This window comes from Citrobacter sp. R-1.5.2, assembly GCF_035064245.1.
Taxonomy (GTDB): Bacteria; Pseudomonadota; Gammaproteobacteria; order Enterobacterales; family Enterobacteriaceae; genus Citrobacter.
Genome location: NZ_JASEYC010000007.1, coordinates 250,069 through 271,057 on the forward strand (window position 1 = coordinate 250,069; position 20,989 = coordinate 271,057).

Annotated in this window: 17 protein-coding genes; 7 read left to right on the forward strand and 10 right to left on the reverse strand. The window is 51.6% G+C overall.

What is annotated here, in order from left to right; translation table 11 throughout:
* Nucleotides 1–82: 82 nt before the first annotated feature.
* Complete coding sequence (gene cueP / locus QMN38_RS15065) at nucleotides 83–622, forward strand: copper-binding periplasmic metallochaperone CueP (RefSeq protein WP_271440384.1); 540 nt, start codon at nucleotides 83–85, stop codon at nucleotides 620–622.
* A gap of 113 nt (nucleotides 623–735) precedes the next feature.
* On the opposite strand, the gene glyS is transcribed toward cueP, so the two are convergent.
* From glyS to QMN38_RS15080, 3 genes are all read right to left on the reverse strand, one after another.
* Complete coding sequence (gene glyS / locus QMN38_RS15070; protein ID WP_271448739.1) at nucleotides 736–2,805, reverse strand: glycine--tRNA ligase subunit beta; 2,070 nt, start codon at nucleotides 2,803–2,805, stop codon at nucleotides 736–738.
* A gap of 9 nt (nucleotides 2,806–2,814) precedes the next feature.
* Nucleotides 2,815–3,726 carry a glycine--tRNA ligase subunit alpha gene (gene glyQ, locus QMN38_RS15075; protein WP_001168551.1) on the reverse strand — a complete coding sequence of 304 codons (912 nt, stop codon included), beginning with the start codon at nucleotides 3,724–3,726 and terminating at the stop codon, nucleotides 2,815–2,817.
* Between the two features lie 95 nt (nucleotides 3,727–3,821).
* The gene (locus tag QMN38_RS15080; protein WP_271448740.1) at nucleotides 3,822–4,130 is read right to left on the reverse strand and encodes a YsaB family lipoprotein; all 309 of its coding nucleotides are present in this window, start codon (nucleotides 4,128–4,130) and stop codon (nucleotides 3,822–3,824) included.
* A gap of 170 nt (nucleotides 4,131–4,300) precedes the next feature.
* Here QMN38_RS15080 and QMN38_RS15085 point away from each other — a divergent pair, with 170 nt between their 5' ends.
* Nucleotides 4,301–5,296, forward strand: a complete 996-nt coding sequence (locus QMN38_RS15085; protein WP_271440381.1) for an acyltransferase — start codon at nucleotides 4,301–4,303, stop codon at nucleotides 5,294–5,296.
* Here the strand turns inward: QMN38_RS15085 and yiaB are convergent.
* The 3 genes from yiaB to xylA form a co-directional block, all read right to left on the reverse strand.
* The gene (gene yiaB / locus QMN38_RS15090; RefSeq protein WP_323605291.1) at nucleotides 5,293–5,658 is read right to left on the reverse strand and encodes an inner membrane protein YiaB; all 366 of its coding nucleotides are present in this window, start codon (nucleotides 5,656–5,658) and stop codon (nucleotides 5,293–5,295) included. The two genes, QMN38_RS15085 and yiaB, sit on opposite strands and share 4 nt — an antisense overlap.
* 169 nt (nucleotides 5,659–5,827) lie before the next feature.
* Nucleotides 5,828–7,282, reverse strand: a complete 1,455-nt coding sequence (gene xylB / locus QMN38_RS15095) for a xylulokinase (RefSeq protein ID WP_323605292.1) — start codon at nucleotides 7,280–7,282, stop codon at nucleotides 5,828–5,830.
* A 72-nt stretch (nucleotides 7,283–7,354) separates the two neighbouring features.
* Nucleotides 7,355–8,677: a xylose isomerase gene (xylA, locus tag QMN38_RS15100; protein WP_323605293.1), complete on the reverse strand. Its 1,323-nt coding sequence runs from the start codon at nucleotides 8,675–8,677 to the stop codon at nucleotides 7,355–7,357.
* Between the two features lie 359 nt (nucleotides 8,678–9,036).
* On the opposite strand from xylA, the gene xylR reads away from it, so the two are divergent.
* A complete protein-coding gene (gene xylR, locus QMN38_RS15105) occupies nucleotides 9,037–10,215 on the forward strand; it encodes a D-xylose utilization transcriptional activator XylR (RefSeq protein ID WP_048213671.1) in 1,179 nt (392 codons plus the stop codon).
* 70 nt (nucleotides 10,216–10,285) lie between these two features.
* Here the strand turns inward: xylR and QMN38_RS15110 are convergent, their stop codons facing one another.
* Nucleotides 10,286–11,110 carry a protein bax gene (locus tag QMN38_RS15110; protein WP_061066797.1) on the reverse strand — a complete coding sequence of 275 codons (825 nt, stop codon included), beginning with the start codon at nucleotides 11,108–11,110 and terminating at the stop codon, nucleotides 10,286–10,288.
* Nucleotides 11,111–11,426: 316 nt separating this feature from the next.
* Between QMN38_RS15110 and malS the strand changes: the two genes are divergently transcribed.
* Nucleotides 11,427–13,457, forward strand: a complete 2,031-nt coding sequence (gene malS / locus QMN38_RS15115; protein ID WP_271448744.1) for an alpha-amylase — start codon at nucleotides 11,427–11,429, stop codon at nucleotides 13,455–13,457.
* Nucleotides 13,458–13,633: 176 nt separating this feature from the next.
* Nucleotides 13,634–14,884 (forward strand): valine--pyruvate transaminase, encoded by a 1,251-nt coding sequence (avtA, locus tag QMN38_RS15120; protein WP_271448745.1) that lies wholly within the window; start codon nucleotides 13,634–13,636, stop codon nucleotides 14,882–14,884.
* Nucleotides 14,885–14,920: 36 nt separating this feature from the next.
* Here the strand turns inward: avtA and QMN38_RS15125 are convergent, their stop codons facing one another.
* The gene (locus QMN38_RS15125) at nucleotides 14,921–15,394 is read right to left on the reverse strand and encodes a 4Fe-4S dicluster domain-containing protein (protein WP_271440375.1); all 474 of its coding nucleotides are present in this window, start codon (nucleotides 15,392–15,394) and stop codon (nucleotides 14,921–14,923) included.
* A gap of 98 nt (nucleotides 15,395–15,492) precedes the next feature.
* Nucleotides 15,493–16,308: an AraC family transcriptional regulator gene (locus QMN38_RS15130; protein ID WP_323605294.1), complete on the reverse strand. Its 816-nt coding sequence runs from the start codon at nucleotides 16,306–16,308 to the stop codon at nucleotides 15,493–15,495.
* A 252-nt stretch (nucleotides 16,309–16,560) separates the two neighbouring features.
* On the opposite strand from QMN38_RS15130, the gene QMN38_RS15135 reads away from it, so the two are divergent.
* Both QMN38_RS15135 and QMN38_RS15140 read left to right on the forward strand, forming a co-directional pair.
* On the forward strand, nucleotides 16,561–17,961 hold the full coding sequence (locus tag QMN38_RS15135) for an MFS transporter (protein ID WP_271448746.1): 1,401 nt from the start codon (nucleotides 16,561–16,563) through the stop codon (nucleotides 17,959–17,961).
* Between the two features lie 10 nt (nucleotides 17,962–17,971).
* Nucleotides 17,972–19,927, forward strand: a complete 1,956-nt coding sequence (locus QMN38_RS15140) for a glycoside hydrolase family 127 protein (RefSeq protein ID WP_271456087.1) — start codon at nucleotides 17,972–17,974, stop codon at nucleotides 19,925–19,927.
* Nucleotides 19,928–20,019: 92 nt separating this feature from the next.
* Here QMN38_RS15140 and QMN38_RS15145 read toward each other — a convergent pair whose 3' ends face one another.
* A complete protein-coding gene (locus QMN38_RS15145) occupies nucleotides 20,020–20,760 on the reverse strand; it encodes a MipA/OmpV family protein (RefSeq protein WP_271456088.1) in 741 nt (246 codons plus the stop codon).
* Between the last annotated feature and the right edge of the window lie 229 nt (nucleotides 20,761–20,989).

The window sequence follows — 20,989 nt, forward strand, 5'->3', positions numbered from 1 at the left end:
ATCACACCTTTGACCTTTCCCTAAGGGCAAGCTTTATAGTGAGCGAGTTTATATTCCACAATTTTCACAAGGAATTGAAGCTATGTCGAAATCCTCACTGCTGTTATTTTTAGGTTTGCTCACAACCGGTACCGCCTTCGCGGCAACACCGGAAGCCAATTTCCTGGCTGAACACGGACTCAGCGGGAAATCCGTCGAGCAAATAGTCGAGACCATTGACCAATCCCCCCAGAGTCGCCCGCTGCCGTACTCAGCCTCTGTCACCAGTACCGCGCTGAAGCTGTCTTCGGGCGACCAGGTGTATACGATGCCGCTCGGCGATAAGTTCTATCTGTCGTTTGCCCCCTATGAGTGGCAAACGCACCCTTGTTTCAACCACAGCCTTTCCGGTTGTCAGGGAGAAATGCCTGGGAAAAAATTCAACGTCAAAGTGACGGATAGCAAAGGGGATGTGGTTGTACAAAAAGAGATGAAAAGTGGCCGAAATGGTTTCGTCGGGATTTGGTTACCGCGCAATATGACAGGTACCATCGCGGTAAGCTACAACGGTAAATCAGCCGAGTATCCCATTAAAACGATGGAAGATAGCCAGACCTGCCTGACAAAATTACAACTGCGCTAACAGCATAAAAAAATGCCGGATAGCGCAATGCTTATCCGGCCTACTGGTGTCTTTCTTGTAGGCCGGATAAGGCACAGCCACCATCCGGCATTTTCTAAATCAGCTCAGAACCGTTACTGCAGCAGCGAAATATCCGCCACGCGCAGGAACAGTTCGCGCAGTTTTTCGAGCATAGAAAGACGGTTAATACGCAGGTCTTTATCCTCTACGTTCACCATCACTTTCTCGAAGAACGCATCGACCGGCGCGCGCAGCTCAGCTAATTCAACCAGCGCTTCCTGATAGTTCCCCGCAGCGAAGACAGGCTCCAGCTTATCGCGCAACACCACAACCTGCATCGCCAGCGCAATTTCTTCTGGCTCTTTCAGCGTTGCTGCATTGACACGCTCATTCAGCGTTTCTTCGGACTTCGCCAGAATATTCGATACACGCTTGTTCGCGGCAGCCAGTGCAGAAGCGGCTTCCAGCGTACGGAAGTGCGAGACCGCCTTCATACGCGCATCGAAATCAGCCGGACGAGTCGGACGACGCGCCAGCACGGCCTGAATGGTATCTACGGTATAGCCTTCGTCCTGATACCAGGCGCGGAAACGACCCAGCATGAAGTCGATAACGTCATCCACCACGTTGGCGTTGGTCAGCTTGTCGCCATACAGACGTACCGCTTCTTCCGTCAGCGTTTGCAGATCCAGATTCAGGTTCTTCTCAACGATGATACGCAGCACGCCCAGCGCGGCACGACGCAGTGCAAACGGGTCCTTGTCGCCTTTCGGATGCTGACCGATACCGAAAATACCCGCCAGGGTGTCCATCTTATCGGCAATCGCCACCGCACAGGCAACCGGGTTAGACGGCAGGTCATCACCGGCGAAGCGCGGCTGATACTGCTCGTTCAACGCGACGGCCACATCTTCCGCTTCGCCATCATGACGTGCGTAGTGCATGCCCATTACGCCCTGGGTGTCAGTGAACTCGAAGACCATGTTGGTCATCAGGTCGCACTTGGACAGCAGGCCAGCACGCGTTGCGTGGTTTACATCAGCGCCAATCTGTTCGGCAATCCAGCCCGCCAGCGCCTGAATACGGTCAGTCTTGTCACGCAGCGTACCCAGCTGTTGTTGGAACAGCACGGTTTGCAGACGCGGCAGATTGTCTTCCAGACGTTTTTTACGGTCAGTATTGAAGAAGAACTCGGCATCTGCCAGGCGCGGACGAACCACCTTCTCGTTACCGGAGATAATCTGGCTCGGGTCTTTCGATTCGATGTTAGCAACGAAGATAAAGTTCGGCAGCAGTTTGCCGTCGTTCGCATAAACCGGGAAGTACTTCTGGTCACCTTTCATGGTGTGTACCAGCGCTTCAGACGGAACTGCGAGGAATTTCTCTTCGAACTTCGCAGTCAGCACTACCGGCCATTCCACCAGCGAGGTGACTTCTTCCAGCAGGCTTTCGCTCAGGTCAGCGTTACCGCCAATCTTACGCGCTGCTTCTTCAGCATCGGCTTTGATTTTCGCTTTACGCTCAGCGTAATCCGCGATCACTTTGCCACGCTCACGCAGGATTTCTGGATACTGATCGGCAGAATCGATGGTGAATTCCGGCTCGCCCATAAAACGATGACCGCGGATCACGCGATCGGACTGAATCCCCAGAATCGTTGCCGGAATCACTTTGTCGCCCAGCAGCAGGGTCACAGTGTGAACCGGACGCACGAAGTGGACGTCAGACGCCCCCCAGCGCATCAGTTTCGGGATCGGCAGCTTCGCCAGCGAAGTCGCAATCATGTTCGGCAGCAGCGCTTCAGCGCTTTCGCCTTTCACGTGCGCACGGTACAGCAGCCACTCACCTTTATCAGTGGTCAGACGCTCAGCCTGATCAACGGTGATACCGCAACCACGCGCCCAACCTTCCGCCGCTTTACTCGGTTTACCTTCAGCATCAAACGCCTGGGCAATTGCCGGTCCACGCTTCTCAACTTCACGATCGGGTTGAGATTCCGCCAGGGCAGCGACTTTCAGCGCCAGACGACGCGGAGCAGCAAACCACTCAACATTGCCGTGCGCGAGGCCAGCGTTATCCAGCTCCGCGGTGAAGTTCGCAGCAAAGGACTCAGCCAGGCTGCGCAGTGCTTTTGGTGGCAGCTCTTCAGTGCCGATTTCCACCAGAAAAGTTTTCTCAGACATGGCCGCCTCTTATTTGTCTTTGTTGCACATCGGGAAGCCAAGGGCTTCACGGGAAGCGTAGTAAGCTTCTGCCACTGCTTTGGTCAGCGTGCGAATGCGCAGGATATAGCGCTGGCGCTCGGTGACGGAGATGGCTTTACGCGCATCCAGCAGGTTGAAGCTATGGGCGGCTTTCAGAATACGTTCATACGCAGGCAGTGGCAGTGGGTTTTCCAGCGCCAGCAGCTGCTGCGCTTCTTTCTCGTACTGCTCGAAGCAGGTGAACAGGAAGTCCACGTCAGCGTATTCGAAGTTGTAAGTGGATTGCTCCACTTCGTTCTGATGGAACACATCGCCGTAGGTTGTTTTGCCCAGCGGACCGTCGCTCCAGACCAGGTCGTAAACGCTGTCTACGCCCTGAATGTACATAGCCAGACGTTCCAGACCGTAGGTGATTTCCCCGGTAACTGGCTTACATTCCAGACCACCAACCTGCTGGAAGTAGGTGAACTGCGTGACTTCCATGCCGTTCAGCCACACTTCCCAACCGAGACCCCAGGCACCCAACGTCGGGTTTTCCCAGTTATCTTCCACGAAACGGATATCGTGAATGGTCGGGTCCATACCCAGCTCTTTCAGAGAACCCAGGTACAATTCCTGAATATTGTCCGGTGACGGCTTAATCACTACCTGGAACTGATAGTAGTGCTGTAAGCGGTTCGGGTTTTCGCCATAGCGCCCGTCGGTCGGACGACGAGAAGGCTGCACATAAGCAGTCGCCATCGGTTCCGGCCCCAGTGCACGCAGGCAGGTCATTGGGTGAGATGTTCCCGCGCCGACTTCCATGTCCAATGGTTGAACGATGGTGCAGCCCTGGCGAGCCCAGTAATCCTGTAAGGTCAGGATCAAGCCCTGGAAGGTCCTGGTATCAAACTTTTGCATATTATTTCGTGCTGGATACGTGTGGATTTAAAGGAAGCGATCAGTATACCCGCTGGCTGCAAGATATACAGTACGAAACGGGAAAAAGGGGGAACTTAGCGCATGGAAAGGTGCAAAAACTGCCCGTCTGCGTCAAATGAGCAGACAAAACTCTCTTTACGGAAGGTAGAACCGCGCATCTCATAGCTACCCTGGAATTGCTCAAGACCGGTGATAGCAATTTTCTGGGCACCCGTATTATAAAGCTCCGATGCTTCACTTTTGCACAATGACTCCATATCCAGTGAACGCGTGGCAGTAATTTTGACCTTTTGCGCTTTCTGCACGGGTGCTGACGATTGTGGATCGGCGCACCCCGCCAGCAGCAGCGTAAGGATTGCTGGAAAGAAATACTTCATCATCATTTTATTACCGCCTGGTTTACTGGTCAGTCTTATTATTAGTGTCTGGAAACAGATCCTATTGTGAGAATCTCCCCAGGCCATCACAAGCTTTAGCGTAATAACTCGGATTAATCCAGTGAGCGACGTTCGCAAATACCGGTCAGACTTTTTTAATGAAAACAGAGGAACTGATGCAGCCCAAAATTTTCTGGATTGATAACTTACGCGGGATAGCCTGTTTAATGGTTGTGATGATTCACACCACGACCTGGTACATCACCAATGCGCAAAGCGTCAGCCCGGTAAATTGGGATCTTGCCAATGTGCTAAATTCTGCTTCTCGCGTTAGCGTCCCGCTGTTTTTTATGATCTCGGGTTATCTCTTTTTTGGCGAACGCAGCGCCAGACCGCGACATTTCATCCGCATTGCGTTGTGCATACTGTTTTACAGCACCGTTGCATTGGCCTACATCCTGCTGTTTACCTCGATCAACGCTGAGCTATCGTTGAAAAACCTGCTACAAAAACCGGTGTTCTACCACCTGTGGTTTTTCTTCGCTATTACCGTTATCTACCTGGTATCCCCGTTAATTCAGGTGAAAAATGTCAGCGGAAAAATGCTGCTGGCATTGATGGTCGTGATTGGCGTTATTGCCAATCCCAATACCGTATCGCAAAAATTGGGCAGCTTTGAGTGGCTACCCATCAACCTGTACATCAGTGGCGATACCTTCTACTACATTCTGTACGGCATGCTGGGCCGGGCAATTGGCATGATGGAGACACAAAAGCGCTCACTCACCTGGCTCTGTGCAGCGTTGTGTATCGTCGCCGTGTTTGTTATTTCCCGCGGGACGCTGCATGAGCTCCAGTGGAGAGGTAATTTTGCCGATACCTGGTATCTCTATTGTGGCCCGGCGGTATTTATCTTTGCTGCATCGCTCCTGACGCTGGTCAAAAACACGCTCAGCACACGCACACTGCCCATACTGGGGATTGTTTCCCGTCACTCGTTAGGTATTTACGGTTTCCACGCGCTGATCATTCATGCGCTACGTACCCGCGGTATTGAACTCAAAAACTGGCCACCGCTGGATATGCTATGGATTTTTAGCGCTACGCTGGCGGGCAGTCTATTGCTTTCCATGCTGCTACAGCGCATCGATACACGCAGACTGGTAAGTTAGAATTCATCAGAATGTGCCTCTTCCGTTGGGCACATCAGCAAAATCAGCCCTGATATACACACACAGAATGCTGCCGGGTACAGCCCCATTTCGAGGGGAGCTAACGGGGCATTCCACACCCCCACGAGCAGTAACCCGACCGTTATGAGCGCAACCATCTGACACACAAAAGCAAAGCGTTCATCACTCTGATTACGGTTTTCAGCTCGCAGGTAAGCGTAGGTCACGAACAATCCGGTCATCAGAACACCTAAAAAGTAACCTTTTCCGCTGAGTAAGGGGCATGACCACCATAGGCCTGCGCAGTAAATGAGTGCGCCGGAAAGAAACAATAGCCATGGCAATAGCCGCGTCGTCTTCATTGGGATCTCCTTATCCTCTACCACGGATACAATATGAATAACCCACTCAAGACAACACAGAAAAACGCTATCCAACTGAAATTTCAGAATACATTCATGCACATGAGCTATTGATTCAATGGAAACATATATGAGGAAAATCCCCTCTGCTCATCAGAGGGGAACACGATCAGGACATTAAGGGCAGCAATTGCTGATAGATACGACGGAAGGTTTCCCGACGTTGTTGATAACGAGCATGATGCTCTGCATCAGGATAATGCGCCTGCTCCAGCACCAGTTGAGGCAGTAAGTCAGAGAGTGGTTGTTGTGGATTCATCGCAATTTGCGCCAGCCGTGCTGCGCCCAGGGCAGGACCGACATCGCCGCCTGTACGGTAATCCAACTGCAGCCCGCTGATATCGGACAACATCTGCCGCCAGTATTCGCTACGCGCCCCACCACCGATGAGCGTAATGCTGGCCGGTGTAACGCCACAGGCATGTACCACATCCATACCGTCAGCTAAGGCAAATCCCACACCTTCAAGTACCGCTCGCGCCAGTTCTGCCGGACCATGCTGATGCGTCAGGCCAAAAAAGACACCTTTCGCCTGCGGGTTATTGTGCGGCGTACGTTCACCTGACAGATAGGGCAAGAACCAGACCGGTTCAGCCTGCTCATTTGCCTGCTGTGCGGCATCAATCAGCGCAGGTACGCTTGCCAGCCCGGTTAATTTTGCCGCCCAGTCGAGGCAGGATGCGGCGCTCAGCATCACTGACATCAGATGCCACCGTTCAGGCAGCGCGTGGCAAAAGCTGTGTACCGCACTTTCTGGTTTACTGAGAAAGCCATCGCTTACAGCAAAGTAGACGCCGGACGTACCCAATGACAGCATCGCCTGGCCTGCATTCATCATCCCTACGCCAACCGCACCCGCCGCGTTATCGCCACCACCGGCAACGACCGCAACTTCTGACATGCCCCAGGATTGCGCGACAGCAGGCAACAGCGTTCCGGTAATCGCACTGCCCTCGTACAAGGCCGGCATATGTGCGCGAGTCAGTTGACACGCAGACAACATGACGTCACTCCAGTCACGTTTCGCGACATCCAGCCACATCGTACCTGCGGCATCCGACATATCGCTGGCAAACTCTCCGGTCATACGCAGACGCAGATAATCTTTCGGCAGCAAGACTTTATCAACCTGGCTGAAAATATCCGGTTCATGGCGCTGAACCCACAGCAATTTAGGGGCGGTAAAGCCAGGCATCATCAGATTGCCGGTAATCACACGAGATTGTGGCACCTGATTTTCCAGCATCACGCATTCTTCAGCGCAGCGACCGTCATTCCACAGGATTGCCGGACGCAGAACCTTCTGCTGCTTATCAAGCAGCGTCGCGCCGTGCATCTGCCCGGCAATACCTAACGCCTTTACCTCGCTGAGAGAATGTTGCTGGCCCAACGCTTTTACAGCACGATCCGTCGCCAGCCACCACTGTTCAGGATCCTGCTCCGACCATAATGGATGAGGCCGGGAGACGGTCAATTTCTCCGTGTGCGAGGCCACCACATCGCCCTGCTCGTTCAGCAGAATGGCCTTTACGCCTGATGTACCAAGATCTATCCCGATATACATAGGGTATCGTTCCTTAAAGAAAGGCCCGGTAGCGAATCGCTATCCGGGCTTACGGACGTACTCGGCAGTCCGTTATTTGTCGAACAAATAATGGTTTACCAGATTTTCCAGCTGTTCCTGATGGCCGCTCTGATGCACCGGTGCCAGGTTATGTTGTTCAGCGTACTGTGCAATTTCCGTCAGCGTCATCTGACCTTTCAGAATTTGCTGGCCCAGCTCACCATTCCAACCGGCATAACGTTTTGCCACGCGCTGATCCAGGCCACCGTCTTCAATCATACGGGCCGCAATTTTCAGCGACAGCGCCATGGTATCCATCGCACCAATATGACCATAGAACAGATCGTATTTATCAGTACTCTGACGACGGACTTTGGCATCAAAGTTCAGGCCACCTGTGGTAAATCCGCCCGCTTTCAGGATTTCGTACATGACCAGCGCATTCTCTTCTACACTGTTCGGGAATTGGTCGGTATCCCAGCCCAGTTGTGCGTCGCCACGGTTCGCATCGACGGAACCAAATAGCCCCAGAGCAATCGCCGTAGCGATTTCGTGGTGGAACGAATGCCCTGCCAGCGTGGCATGGTTTGCTTCAATGTTCAGTTTGATCTCTTTTTCCAGACCGAACTGCTTCAGGAATCCGTAAACGGTCGCGGCATCGTAGTCATACTGGTGTTTAGTGGGTTCTTGCGGCTTCGGTTCGATCAGTAAGGTGCCCTGAAAACCTGTTTTGTGTTTATGCTCGACCACCAGTTGCATAAAGCGGCCAATCTGCTCACGCTCCTGACGCAGGTCGGTATTAAGCAGCGTTTCATAACCTTCACGGCCGCCCCACAGAACGTAGTTCTCACCACCTAATCTATGTGTGGCATCCATGGCAGTCACGACCTGCGTGGCCGCCCAGCTGAAGACTTCCGGGTCCGGGTTAGTCGCCGCACCTGCGCCATAACGTGGGTTAGTAAAGCAGTTTGCTGTACCCCACAGCAGTTTCACGCCGCTCTGTTCCTGTTTTGCCGCCAGCACATCCACCATCTGGGCAAAGTTATTTTTATACTCTTTCAGTGACGCGCCTTCAGGCGAGACGTCAACATCATGGAAGCAGTAATAAGGCACATTCAGCTTATGGAAAAACTCAAAGGCCACATCCGCTTTACGTTTTGCCAGCGCCAATGCTTCACCCGGCTGTTGCCACGGACGGTCGAAGGCCCCCATACCGAACATATCCGCGCCGTTCCAGCAGAAAGTGTGCCAGTAGCAGGCGGCAAAACGCAGATGATCTTCCATGCGCTTGCCCAGCAAGATTTCATCAGGGTTGTAATGGCGAAATGCGAGTGGGTTAGTGGATTTTGTACCTTCAAAACGAACGCGATCAAGTTGGTCAAAATAAGCCTGCATAATAAGCTCCATAATCAGGTAATACGGCAAGTAAACTGCGATACAGTCATACTGGAATTTCCTGATTTATTGCTCAATTACGTTATTTCACACCGCCATTAAGAGAATACCCAAATGTGCGCTGGCTCCCAAAAATGCACACTGAATAAGCAATTAAAAAAGCGATCGCGATCGGCTCTTCATCAATAAACAAAAAACCGTAATACGCAGATAAGAAATGACAATTGTCTTCCTGGTCGGGGTGTGTGAATTTTGCGTAGCGTTACGCAAATAAGAAATTTGTCACGCTTCATCAAGTAGTCGCACCTGCGGTTTTGGTAGTATCGACAGGCCACGTTAACCTTTCAGGATAGGCTCTTATGTTTGATAAACGACACCGCATCACCCTATTATTTAATGCTAATAAAGCCTATGACCGCCAGGTGGTAGAGGGCGTAGGTGAATATTTACAGGCATCGCAATCCGAGTGGGATATATTCATTGAGGAAGATTTCCGTGCCCGTATTGATAATATCAAAGACTGGTTAGGCGACGGTGTTATTGCTGATTATGACGATGATGACATTGCGCAATTACTTGCTGATGTCGATGTTCCCATCATCGGTGTCGGTGGTTCCTACCATCTTGAAAGCGATTATCCACCCGTCCATTACATTGCGACTGATAACCATGCACTGGTGGAAAGCGCTTTTTTGCATCTAAAAGAAAAAGGGGTCAACCGATTCGCATTTTATGGTCTGCCCTCTTCCAGCGGCAAGCGCTGGGCTGCCGAGCGTGAATATGCCTTTTGCCAGTTGGTCGCCAAAGAGAAGTACCGTGGCGTTGTTTATCAGGGGCTGGAAACCGCACCAGAAAACTGGCAGCACGCTCAAAATCGACTGGCGGACTGGCTGCAAACTTTACCCCCGCAAACCGGTATTATCGCCGTGACCGACGCACGTGCGCGGCATGTTCTGCAGGCTTGCGAGCATTTGCATATCCCGGTGCCGGAAAAACTGTGTGTCATTGGGATCGATAACGAAGAACTCACCCGTTACCTGTCCCGCGTCGCGCTGTCATCCGTTGCTCAGGGCGCACGACAGATGGGCTATCAGGCTGCAAAACTTCTGCACCGCTTACTGGCGAATGAAGAACTGCCGCTGCAACGCATTCTGGTGCCTCCGGTACGCGTCGTGAATCGTCGTTCAACCGACTATCGCTCACTGACCGATCCCGCTGTCATTCAGGCAATGCACTTTATCCGCAACCATGCCTGTAAAGGCATCAAAGTCGAACAAGTGCTGGATGCAGTTGGGATTTCACGTTCGAATCTCGAGAAGCGCTTTAAAGACGAGGTCGGGGAGACCATCCACGCCGTGATTCATGCCGAAAAACTGGAAAAAGCGCGTAGCCTGTTGATCTCCACGACGCTCGCGATAAACGAAATTTCACAAATGTGCGGCTACCCGTCGTTGCAGTATTTCTATTCCGTTTTCAAGAAAGAGTATGACACGACGCCAAAAGAGTACCGTGACATGAACAGTGAGGTGTTGCTGTAAGGGGAATTGTGCCGGAGCCCACAGAGCGACTCACAGGCCTGATAAGCGTCGCGCCATCAGGCCTGTGGAATTACATATGCGCGGCGATTAAACGCTGGTTATCCTGGTACATCGCGAACAGATAGTTATTGTAACTCTGTCCTTTGGTGGAGTACCCCTTCAGCTTATGGATCATCGCGGTCGCTGTCACTTCCTGATCGGCTTTACGCAACTGCGCGCGCGATTTACGGAAGGAAGAGTATGCCGGGTGCGTGTTCAGGTTAATGACATAGGCATTCACCGACTCTTTTACCGATTCAAACTGTGAGTAGCCTTTCACCTTACCGGGTGCATTGTTGCAGCGGCCTTTGACACATTTCATGCCAAACAGGTTGTTATTGCTACGCGCCAGTTTCGATGTGCCCCAACCGCTTTCAGCCGCAGCCATAGTCGCCACCATACTGGTAGGAATGATGTCTACGCGCTCAAGCAACGTATTCCATGGAATTTTACGCGTGTTACCAGACCAGCTCACCTTGTAGCGTTTCGCGATGTCTTTCATACGCGTACGCTCAGTCGGTGACCAGCGATTCTGGTACTGCTTTGAGATCAGCCAGTTACGGTCCGCCGTAATGGCAGCATTTTGACTGGTAATATAAGGCATAACCGTCCGGAGAAACGCTTTTTTCCTTGGTGTTCCGGAAGGGTATTTTCGCAAATCAGGAAGTGAACTACTCTTTGCACTATTGCGAGAATACTCTTGTTTACTGCTTACCTGTGTATTACTTGCCTTGATTACCTGGGGCTTATGACTCGTTGTCGCCGTGTGTGTCTTTGCCAGCACCTCACCCGAAAATGCAATGGTGAGTAACATAAGAATCATTGCCCCATATCGTCGAATGGGAGTCAATATCATTAGGTCTCCTGGTCGGATTTAAACATTCCAACACCTTATATTTTTCACAAAAATGAGAGATGAATCTCAAATCATATCAAAAATAGCCGTCAAGAGCACCCAAAGGAATAGTCCAATTCTGAAACTATGTCACGTACAAACCGTTCCGGGTGCGGTTAATTCGAAGAAAATGTGGAGGTTATCGCAAAATCAGGTCGTTTTTTGCGCGCGATCGCTCACCCTCATCTCTCATCCGGGCAAAATCGACGCTAAGGATGAGTTTCCGCTCTGATTTCACTGGCAAACTGGCGTAAATCGCAGCATCAAGGACAGCATTATGAAACTTGCCGCCGTTGCGCTGGTATTACTGCCCGGCATTGCCATCGCCTCATCATGGACTTCTCAGGGATTCCCGACTTTCGAAGCGGAAGGTACGGGTAAATTTGTCAGCCATGCAGCGTTGACGAAGGGTACTCGCCCTTTGACCCTGAATTTTGACCAACAGTGCTGGCAGCCTACAGATGCCATTAAACTCAATCAGATGCTGTCGCTAAAACCCTGTGAAGGCACACCGCCACAGTGGCGTTTATTTAAAGACGGCGATTACACATTGGAAGTCGATACCCGCTCCGGTACACCGACGCTAATGCTGTCAGTAAAAAATGAGGCGGACCCCATCACCGCCCAGATCCGCCAGTGTCCAAAATGGGATGGCTCGCCACTGACGCTGGATGTGAGCCAGACCTTCCCGGAAGGCACCGTGGTACGTGATTACTATAGCCAGCAAACGGCAACGGTGAAAAACGGAACCATTACCCTACAACCCGACGCGGCCGGTAATGGACTTTTACTGTTAGAACGGGCGGAAACAGATACACCTGCCGCTTTCGACTGGCACAACGCCACGGTGTATTTCGTACTGACAGACCGCTTTGAAAACGGTGATCCAACTAATGATCACAGCTATGGACGTCGCAATGACGGTATGCAGGAAATTGGTACCTTTCACGGGGGAGATTTACGCGGGCTGACCAACAAACTCGACTACCTGCAACATCTGGGCATCAACGCCTTGTGGATCAGCGCACCGTTTGAACAAATCCACGGCTGGGTTGGCGGTGGTACTAAAGGCGATTTTCCCCACTACGCCTATCACGGTTACTACACCCAGGACTGGACCACGCTCGACGCCAATATGGGTAACGAGGCCGACCTGCGCGCGCTGGTTGACGGCGCACATCAACGCGGCATCCGCATTCTGTTCGATATTGTCATGAACCATACCGGTTACGCCACGCTGGCTGATATGCAGGAGTACCAGTTTGGGGCGTTGTACTTGTCAGGTGAGGAACTGAAAAAAACGCTCGGTGAACGCTGGACGGACTGGAAACCCGTGTCCGGGCAGAGCTGGCACAGCTTTAATGATTACATCAACTTCAGTGATAAAGCCGCGTGGGAAAAATGGTGGGGGGAAAAGTGGATCCGCACTGACATTGGCGACTACGACAATCCAGGTTTTGACGACCTGACCATGTCGCTGGCTTTCCTGCCCGATCTGAAAACGGAGTCCACTGCGCCTTCGGGTTTGCCGAATTTTTATCAACACAAGCCGGATACCCACGCCAAAGCCATCCCTGGTTATACGCCACGAGATTATCTGACTCACTGGCTCAGCCAGTGGGTGCGTGACTACGGCATTGACGGTTTTCGGGTCGATACCGCTAAACATGTCGAGCTTCCGGCCTGGCAACAGCTAAAAGCGCAGGCCAGCTCAGCGTTGGCCGAATGGAAGAAAGCTAATCCAGACAAAGCGCTGGATGATAAACCCTTCTGGATGACCGGTGAGGCCTGGGGACATGGCGTCATGCAAAGCGATTATTACCGCCACGGTTTCGATGCGATGATCAATTTTGACTATCAGGAGCAGGCGGCCAGGGCCGTCGATTGTCTGGCGAATATCGATCTCACCTGGCAACAGATGGCCGATAAATTGCAGAATTTCAACGTGCTAAGCTATCTCTCATCACACGACACCCGGCTGTTCCGTGAAGGTGGAGACAAAGCCGCCGAGTTGTTGTTGCTGGCACCAGGCGCGGTACAACTTTTTTACGGTGACGAATCGGCACGCCCCTTCGGCCCAACCGGCTCAGACCCGTTACAAGGTACGCGCTCGCAGATGAACTGGCAGGACGTTAGCGGGAAATCGGCCGCCAGCGTCGCACACTGGCAGCGCATTAGCCAGTTCAGGGCCCGGCATCCCGCAATCGGAGCGGGTAAACAAACCACGCTTTCATTAAAGCAAGGATACGGATTTATCCGCGAACACGGCGACGATAAAGTCATGGTCGTGTGGGCCGGACAACGCTGATCCCAACAGGCTTCTCGTGCTCAACGGTGCGGGAAGCCAGATTCAATATAAAAAACTATCCAGCAAAAAATCTGCAGCACAAAACATCAATTCGGCTCTGTAGGCCTGATTTGCACCCCGCCATAGGTAGCGCTATGGTTAGCCACTTTAATACTGAGTTCGACAGACCACCTGCTATGACATTCTCACTTTTTGGCGACAAATTTACCCGCCATTCAGGCATCACACGCCTGATGGAGGACCTCAACGACGGCTTACGCACCCCAGGCGCTATCATGCTCGGTGGCGGTAATCCGGCACAAATCCCAGAGATGCAAAATTACTTCCAGTCTCTGCTGGCAGAGATGCTGGAAAACGGCAAAGCCACTGATGCGCTTTGTAATTATGACGGTCCACAAGGTAAAACCGAGCTACTGTCTGAGCTGGCGAAACTACTACGTGAGAAGCTGGGCTGGGATATCGAACCACAAAATATTGCACTGACAAATGGCAGTCAGAGCGCGTTTTTCTACTTATTCAACCTCTTCGCCGGACGTCGCGCCGATGGAACCACCCGAAAAGTGTTGTTCCCGTTGGCACCGGAATACATTGGTTATGCCGATTCAGGGCTCGAAGAAGACCTTTTCGTTTCAGCACGCCCAAACATCGAACTGTTACCGGAAGGCCAGTTTAAGTATCACGTTGACTTTGAACACCTGCATATCGGCGAAGAGACAGGCATGATTTGCGTGTCACGTCCGACGAACCCGACCGGCAATGTGATCACCGATGAAGAGCTGATGAAGCTGGACCGGCTGGCCAATCAGCATGGAATTCCGCTGGTTATCGATAACGCCTATGGTGTCCCATTCCCAGGCATCATTTTTAGCGAAGCGCGTCCGCTGTGGAACCCAAACATTGTACTGTGCATGAGCCTTTCCAAGCTGGGGCTACCGGGCTCTCGCTGCGGCATCATTATTGCTAATGAAAAAATCATCACCGCCATCACCAATATGAACGGCATTATCAGCCTTGCACCTGGCGGAATGGGTCCGGCAATCATGTGCGAAATGATCAAGCGCAACGACCTTCTGCGTCTGTCTGAGACGGTTATCAAACCGTTTTATTACCAGCGCGTTCAGGAAACAATTGCGATTATTCGCCGCTATTTATCTGAAGATCGCTGCCTGATTCATAAACCCGAAGGGGCGATTTTCCTGTGGTTATGGTTCAAGGATTTACCGATTTCCACCGAGCTGTTATATCAGCGTCTGAAAGCGCGCGGTGTCCTGATGGTGCCTGGCGACTATTTCTTCCCAGGGCTGGATAAACCCTGGCCGCATACGCATCAGTGCATGCGGATGAATTACGTACCGGACCCGGAAAAAATCGAGGCTGGCGTGAAGATTCTGGCTGAAGAGATAGAACACGCCTGGCTTGAAGGCTGACGAAAACCCCGATCTCTGTGCAGGTCGGGACTCGCTTTACAGCGGTTGTGACCGCAGACGCTGCCGCTGAATACTAACAGCATCAATGCACTGCAACGCGCTGGTCGGGCAGGCTTCTACACACGCCGGACCCGTCTCGCGATGCCAGCACAAATCGCATTTAATCGCCTGCACCCGTGACGTGTGCGCGACGACATTCATCGCCCCAAACGGGCAGGCCAGCATACAGCTTTTACAACCAATGCAACGCGCCTGTTCAACGAAGATATGTCCATGTTCACGGCGAATAGCGTACGTGGGACAGACGTTAGCGCAGGGCGCATCCTCACATTGATGGCAGGCAACTGCAGTGGTAAACGCATCATCTTTGATAACCCGGATCCGCGGGGCAAATGCTCCAGAGGAGACGGCCGCACAATCCTGGTTTTCCTGATGCGCGACGACACAGGCAACTTCACAGGTACGACACCCAATACACTTCGCCGCATCCGCCATAATAAACGCGTTCATTGCCCCCTCCATCTGCATGAAAATCACAGAGTGCCAGAGAGCCCGGTTATGCTGCCTTGATCGGACAAGGGAAACGGTTAAATTTTGTCAGGCTTCGGTTACGCCGAATTAATATGCTCCTTACAATAGCGGCGCTTCCACGCCGCCGGTGTCAGGCTGGTGTGCTTACGAAAGATTTTGCGAAAATAACCGACGTCATTAAATCCGCATTTCATCGCCACTTCAGTTAACGACAGTGAATCGCTAATGAGCAGCTTTTCTGCTGCTCTCACCCGTTGACGATGCAGCGCCTCGGTTAATGTCAGTTGAAAAGCACCACGAAATACACGCCCCAGATAGTCCGCATTACAATGTAGCTCTTTTGCCAGCGCTGAAGCCGAAATCGGCAGATGAAACTGAGTATGTATAATTTGCTGGGCCTTCCATGCCAGCGCATTACCAGGGCTATCAGCGGGCTGTTCGCTGGCAGCGGCGGATATTTGCTGCAGAATCAACAGCAAGAGCAGCTCTAATGCGATACTGCGATGTATATTTTCTTGCTCACGTAAGAACTGGCGAAACAGCGAAATAATATACTGCGGCTCACCCACCCGGGTATGCTGAGGAATTGTGAGTAGCGGTTCAGGTATGGCTGCGTCGGTTTCTGCCGCCACCTCAAAGTGCAGCCAGTAAAACTTCAGGTCGGCTGGAAATTGCCCCACACCGATATGTAATCGTTGCGGCCATAACAGCAAACTTTCACCGGCATTCACGCGAAAAAGATCATTACCCTCGCGAATCGTTAATGTCCCTTTTTCAACAAAAATTATTTCCCAGGATTGCAATTGCCGTGCCGGATGACTACCGACACCACGGGAAATAAATAAGCCACCATTTTGCACTTTAATCGGAAGAGACATGGATAATTCGAGCATAACTATTCAAACCTCTGCTTTTTACATTATCTAACGTGCTCTTTGCCTTTGATTATTCACGATAAAATCATGTTCTGCAGGATCAAAATCACATTTTCATAATGAAGTCGGAATTGTCATCTTTTTATACTTTTCCCTTCCCTTGTTGCGCTAAACATTTCGTGCAGAATAAATAACGTACTTTGCAAATTACCACTAAAAAACCCGCAATGTAGCGGGATACTTTCTGAACATCATCTCCAGGAGTTATTTATGACTTCGGCTCCGATTACGACAAGCGATTTAGCGCAACGTGCGCAAGACGACAAATTATCTCTGCGTGAAAAGATAGGTTATGGATTAGGCGATGCGGGTGGAACGGTAATTACCTGCCTGATCATGAACTTCCTCACCTTTTTCTACACCGACGTGTTCGGTTTAACGCCCGCACTGGTCGGTACACTGTTTATCGCTTTGCGTGTATTTGATGCCATTTCCGACCCCATTATGGGCATACTCGCCGACCGCACACAAAGCCGTTGGGGGCGCTTTCGCCCATGGCAACTGTGGATCGCAGTTCCCATTGGCATCATTGGTGTACTGACCTTTACCGTCCCGGACGCCAGTATGGGCGTAAAAATCGCGTGGGCGTTTGGCACCTATCTGCTGCTTTCCGTCGGCTACACCGCCATCAACGTGCCGTATTGCGCGCTGATCAACACCATGACAACCCGTCACAGTGAGGTCATCGGCTGTCAGTCCTGGCGCTTTGTGCTGTGCGGTGTAGCTGGATTCCTTGTCTCCGTAGGTCTGCCGTGGATGGTCGATGCTCTCGGTCAGGGCAATGCCGCGCAGGGTTATCAGTTCGGCGTTGGCATACTGTGTGCTATCGCGGTGGTAATGTTTCTGTGCTGTTTCTTCTGGGTGCGCGAGCGTGTGCCGCTGGCGATGATGGGGAAATTTACCCTGCGCGAACATATCGGCGGGCTACGTAAAAATGACCAGCTATTGCTGATGCTGGTGATGTCATTCCTGCTGATCAACGTTTTCAATATTCGCGGCGGCGGGTACATGTACTTCATTACCTACGTGCTGAAAGGCAGTACCGCTTACACGTCGCTGTTTTTCACCATGGTCACCTTCGCGTCCATCCTTGGCTCGGTGATTGTCAGTCCGCTAACCCGTCGCATCGATACCGTCAAACTCTATTACTACACCAACCTGGTACTGGCCGCGCTGGCGGTAATGATGTGGTTCCTGCCAACCGGCCCGGCCTATCAGACATTGTGGCTGGCGGTGATCCTCGGCAACGGCATTATTCTGGGCTTCACACTTCCGTTGCACTTCTCACTGATGGCTTTTGCCGACGATTACGGCGAGTGGAAAACCGGCGTTCGTTCATCAGGCATGAACTTCGCCTTCAACCTGTTTTTCATCAAACTGGCCTGGGCTTCCAGCGCGGGGATCATCAGCTTGTTGTTTATTTTTGTCGCCTACCAGCCAGGTGCCGGCAACCAAACTGTCAGTTCATTGCAAGGTATTACTGCCATGGAGACGCTGCTGCCGGCACTGTTCCACCTTCTGCTGGCACTCTTTATCCGCATCTGCAAACTCAATAACCCGATGATGTCGCGTATTTCCACCGATCTGCGTCAGCGTCATGTACAGCCTTAAGGAGCACGAAATGAACGTACTGGAAGTCGACCTGCATAAGCTTACGGTCAGCGATCCGTTCCTCGGACAATATCAGCAGCTGGTGCGTGATGTGGTGATCCCCTACCAGTGGGATGCACTCAATGACCGCATCGCCGAAGCCGATCCCAGCCATGCGATAGAAAACTTCCGTATTGCGGCCGGGCAACAAGAGGGCGAATTTTACGGCATGGTTTTCCAGGATAGCGACGTCGCGAAATGGCTGGAGGCTGTCGCCTGGTCACTGTGCCAAAAACCGGATGCCGAGCTCGAGAAAACCGCTGATGAGGTCATTGAACTGGTGGCTGCGGCACAGTGTGAAGATGGCTATCTCAATACTTACTTTACGGTAAAAGCACCGGATGAACGCTGGACCAACCTCGCCGAATGCCATGAACTGTACTGCGCCGGTCATTTAATTGAAGCGGGCGTCGCCTTCTTCCAGGCCACGGGAAAACGTCGCCTGTTAGACGTCGTTTGCCGCCTGGCAGATCATATCGACAGCGTGTTTGGGCTCGGAAAAAATCAACTGCGCGGCTACCCCGGACATCCGGAAATTGAACTGGCGCTCATGCGATTGTACGAAGTGACCCAGCAATCACGCTATATGACGTTGGTAAACTACTTTGTTGAGCAGCGCGGCACACAGCCTCATTTCTACGACGAAGAGTACGAAAAACGCGGAAAAACCTCTTACTGGCACATATACGGCCCGGCGTGGATGGTGAAGGACAAACCTTACAGTCAGGCACATCAACCGATTTCAGAACAGCAAACAGCCATCGGTCATGCCGTGCGCTTTGTCTATCTGATGACTGGCGTTGCGCATCTGGCGCGTTTAAGCCAGGACGAGAGCAAACGTCAGGATTGTCTGCGTCTGTGGAACAATATGGCCCAGCGCCAGCTGTATATTACGGGTGGAATCGGCTCTCAGAGCAGCGGTGAAGCATTTAGCAGCGATTACGATCTACCCAACGATTCCGTATATGCAGAAAGCTGCGCCTCAATCGGATTGATGATGTTCGCCCGCCGGATGCTGGAGATGGAGGCCGACAGCCAGTATGCCGATGTCATGGAGCGTGCATTGTACAACACCGTACTCGGTGGCATGGCGCTGGACGGCAAGCATTTTTTCTACGTTAACCCGCTGGAAGTGCATCCTAAATCGTTAAAATTCAATCATATTTATGATCACGTTAAACCTGTTCGTCAGCGCTGGTTCGGTTGCGCCTGCTGTCCACCGAATATCGCCCGCGTCTTAACCTCAATTGGTCATTACCTCTACACACCACGTCAGGACGCGCTGTATATCAATATGTATGTGGGCAATAGCATGGAGGTTCCCGTTGAGAACGGGACGCTCAAATTACGCATTAGTGGCAACTATCCGTGGCATGAGCAGGTAAAAATCACCATTGATTCAGTCCAGCCGGTGTATCACACCCTGGCGTTACGCCTGCCAGACTGGTGCTCCGCACCACAGGTCACACTGAATGGTCTGCCGGTTGAACAGGATATTCGCAAAGGGTATCTGCACATCAGTCGCACCTGGCAGGAGGGCGATACGCTCAGCCTGACGCTTCCTATGCCAGTGCGTCGGGTGTACGGGAACCCACTTGTTCGCCATGTTGCTGGTAAAGTTGCCGTTCAACGTGGACCGCTGGTGTATTGCCTGGAGCAAGCCGACAATGGTGAAGAGTTACATAACCTGTGGCTGCCGAAAGAGAGTGAATTCAGGGTATTTGAGGGTAAGGGATTGTTCAGCCATAAAATGCTGATTCAAGCTGAAGGCGTGAAACACAGCGCGAACGATGCGACGCAACAGTCCTTGTGGCACTACGATGTCTCCCCCTCTTCCCGCAAGGCGCAGACATTAACATTTATTCCGTGGTTTAGCTGGGCAAACCGTGGTGAAGGTGAAATGCGCATCTGGGTAAATGAGCGGTAAGTGAAAACATGCCGGATGGCGACGCTTCATGTCCTATCCGGCCTGCAACACTGAAAAAATTGCCCTCCTCCATGAGGACAAACGGGTGAGAATCAGAAGCGCCAGCTCACCCCTGACAGGAAAGTGAAGCTGTCGTCGCGATCAACCATTGGGCTATTCTTAATATCATCCGGTAGCACGCTATAGTTGGCGCTTGCCAGCAACGTCAGATTAGTGGTTAACGCATATTTTGCCGACAGCCCGACATAGGGCGTCCAGCTATCGCCTGGGGAATAACTTGATAACCCGCTACGGCGGGATTCATTGCCAGATATACCGTAGTAATATTCGTTGAAGTTTTCGTCATAGTAGAGCACGCCAATCGCAGGCGTCAGCGTCAGCTTACCCATTGGCATTTGGCGGAACAGCGACAATTCCCCGACCCAACCATTGCTGTTGTCCAGAACATCTGCCGCCGCGGAGACTTTCACGCTGCCCCATTTCTCATGGTGATACCACGCGGCGCCCGCCATAGCGGTCGCATCGCGCTTATCCAGCTTTTTCATCGCATGATCGTCGTTATCACCTGGATCAAACTCAAGCGGCATGTATGAGGCAGTAAGACTAAATTCATTACTTTTACTCTTCGACAAAATATAGCCTAACGTTGTTTGCCTAAAATAAAATGATTCACTTTCATAACTGACAAGCGGTACTGCGTGAACATTATCATTATATCCACGATAAGGAGATTCATTATATACAGCGCCACCGCCAATAGAAAATTCCGCGGCTGTCGCACTCGCCATAAAAGAAAAGGCAAATAGCGCCACAATATTGCGTTTAATTAACATGCCAACATTCCATTTTAAAATAAGCTACAAAGCGCGTGCATAATAATGCTTACAATTTCATCGGTGCAACATCCATATTTATATAGTAATATATAAAAAATTATATATATCGGGCTTGGCGATGAATAAATTACAACTCAAACACCGGGAACTGGGTGATGCTGCCAACTTACTGATTTAGTGTATGATGGTGTTTTTGAGGTGCTCCAGTGGCTTCTGTTTCTATCAG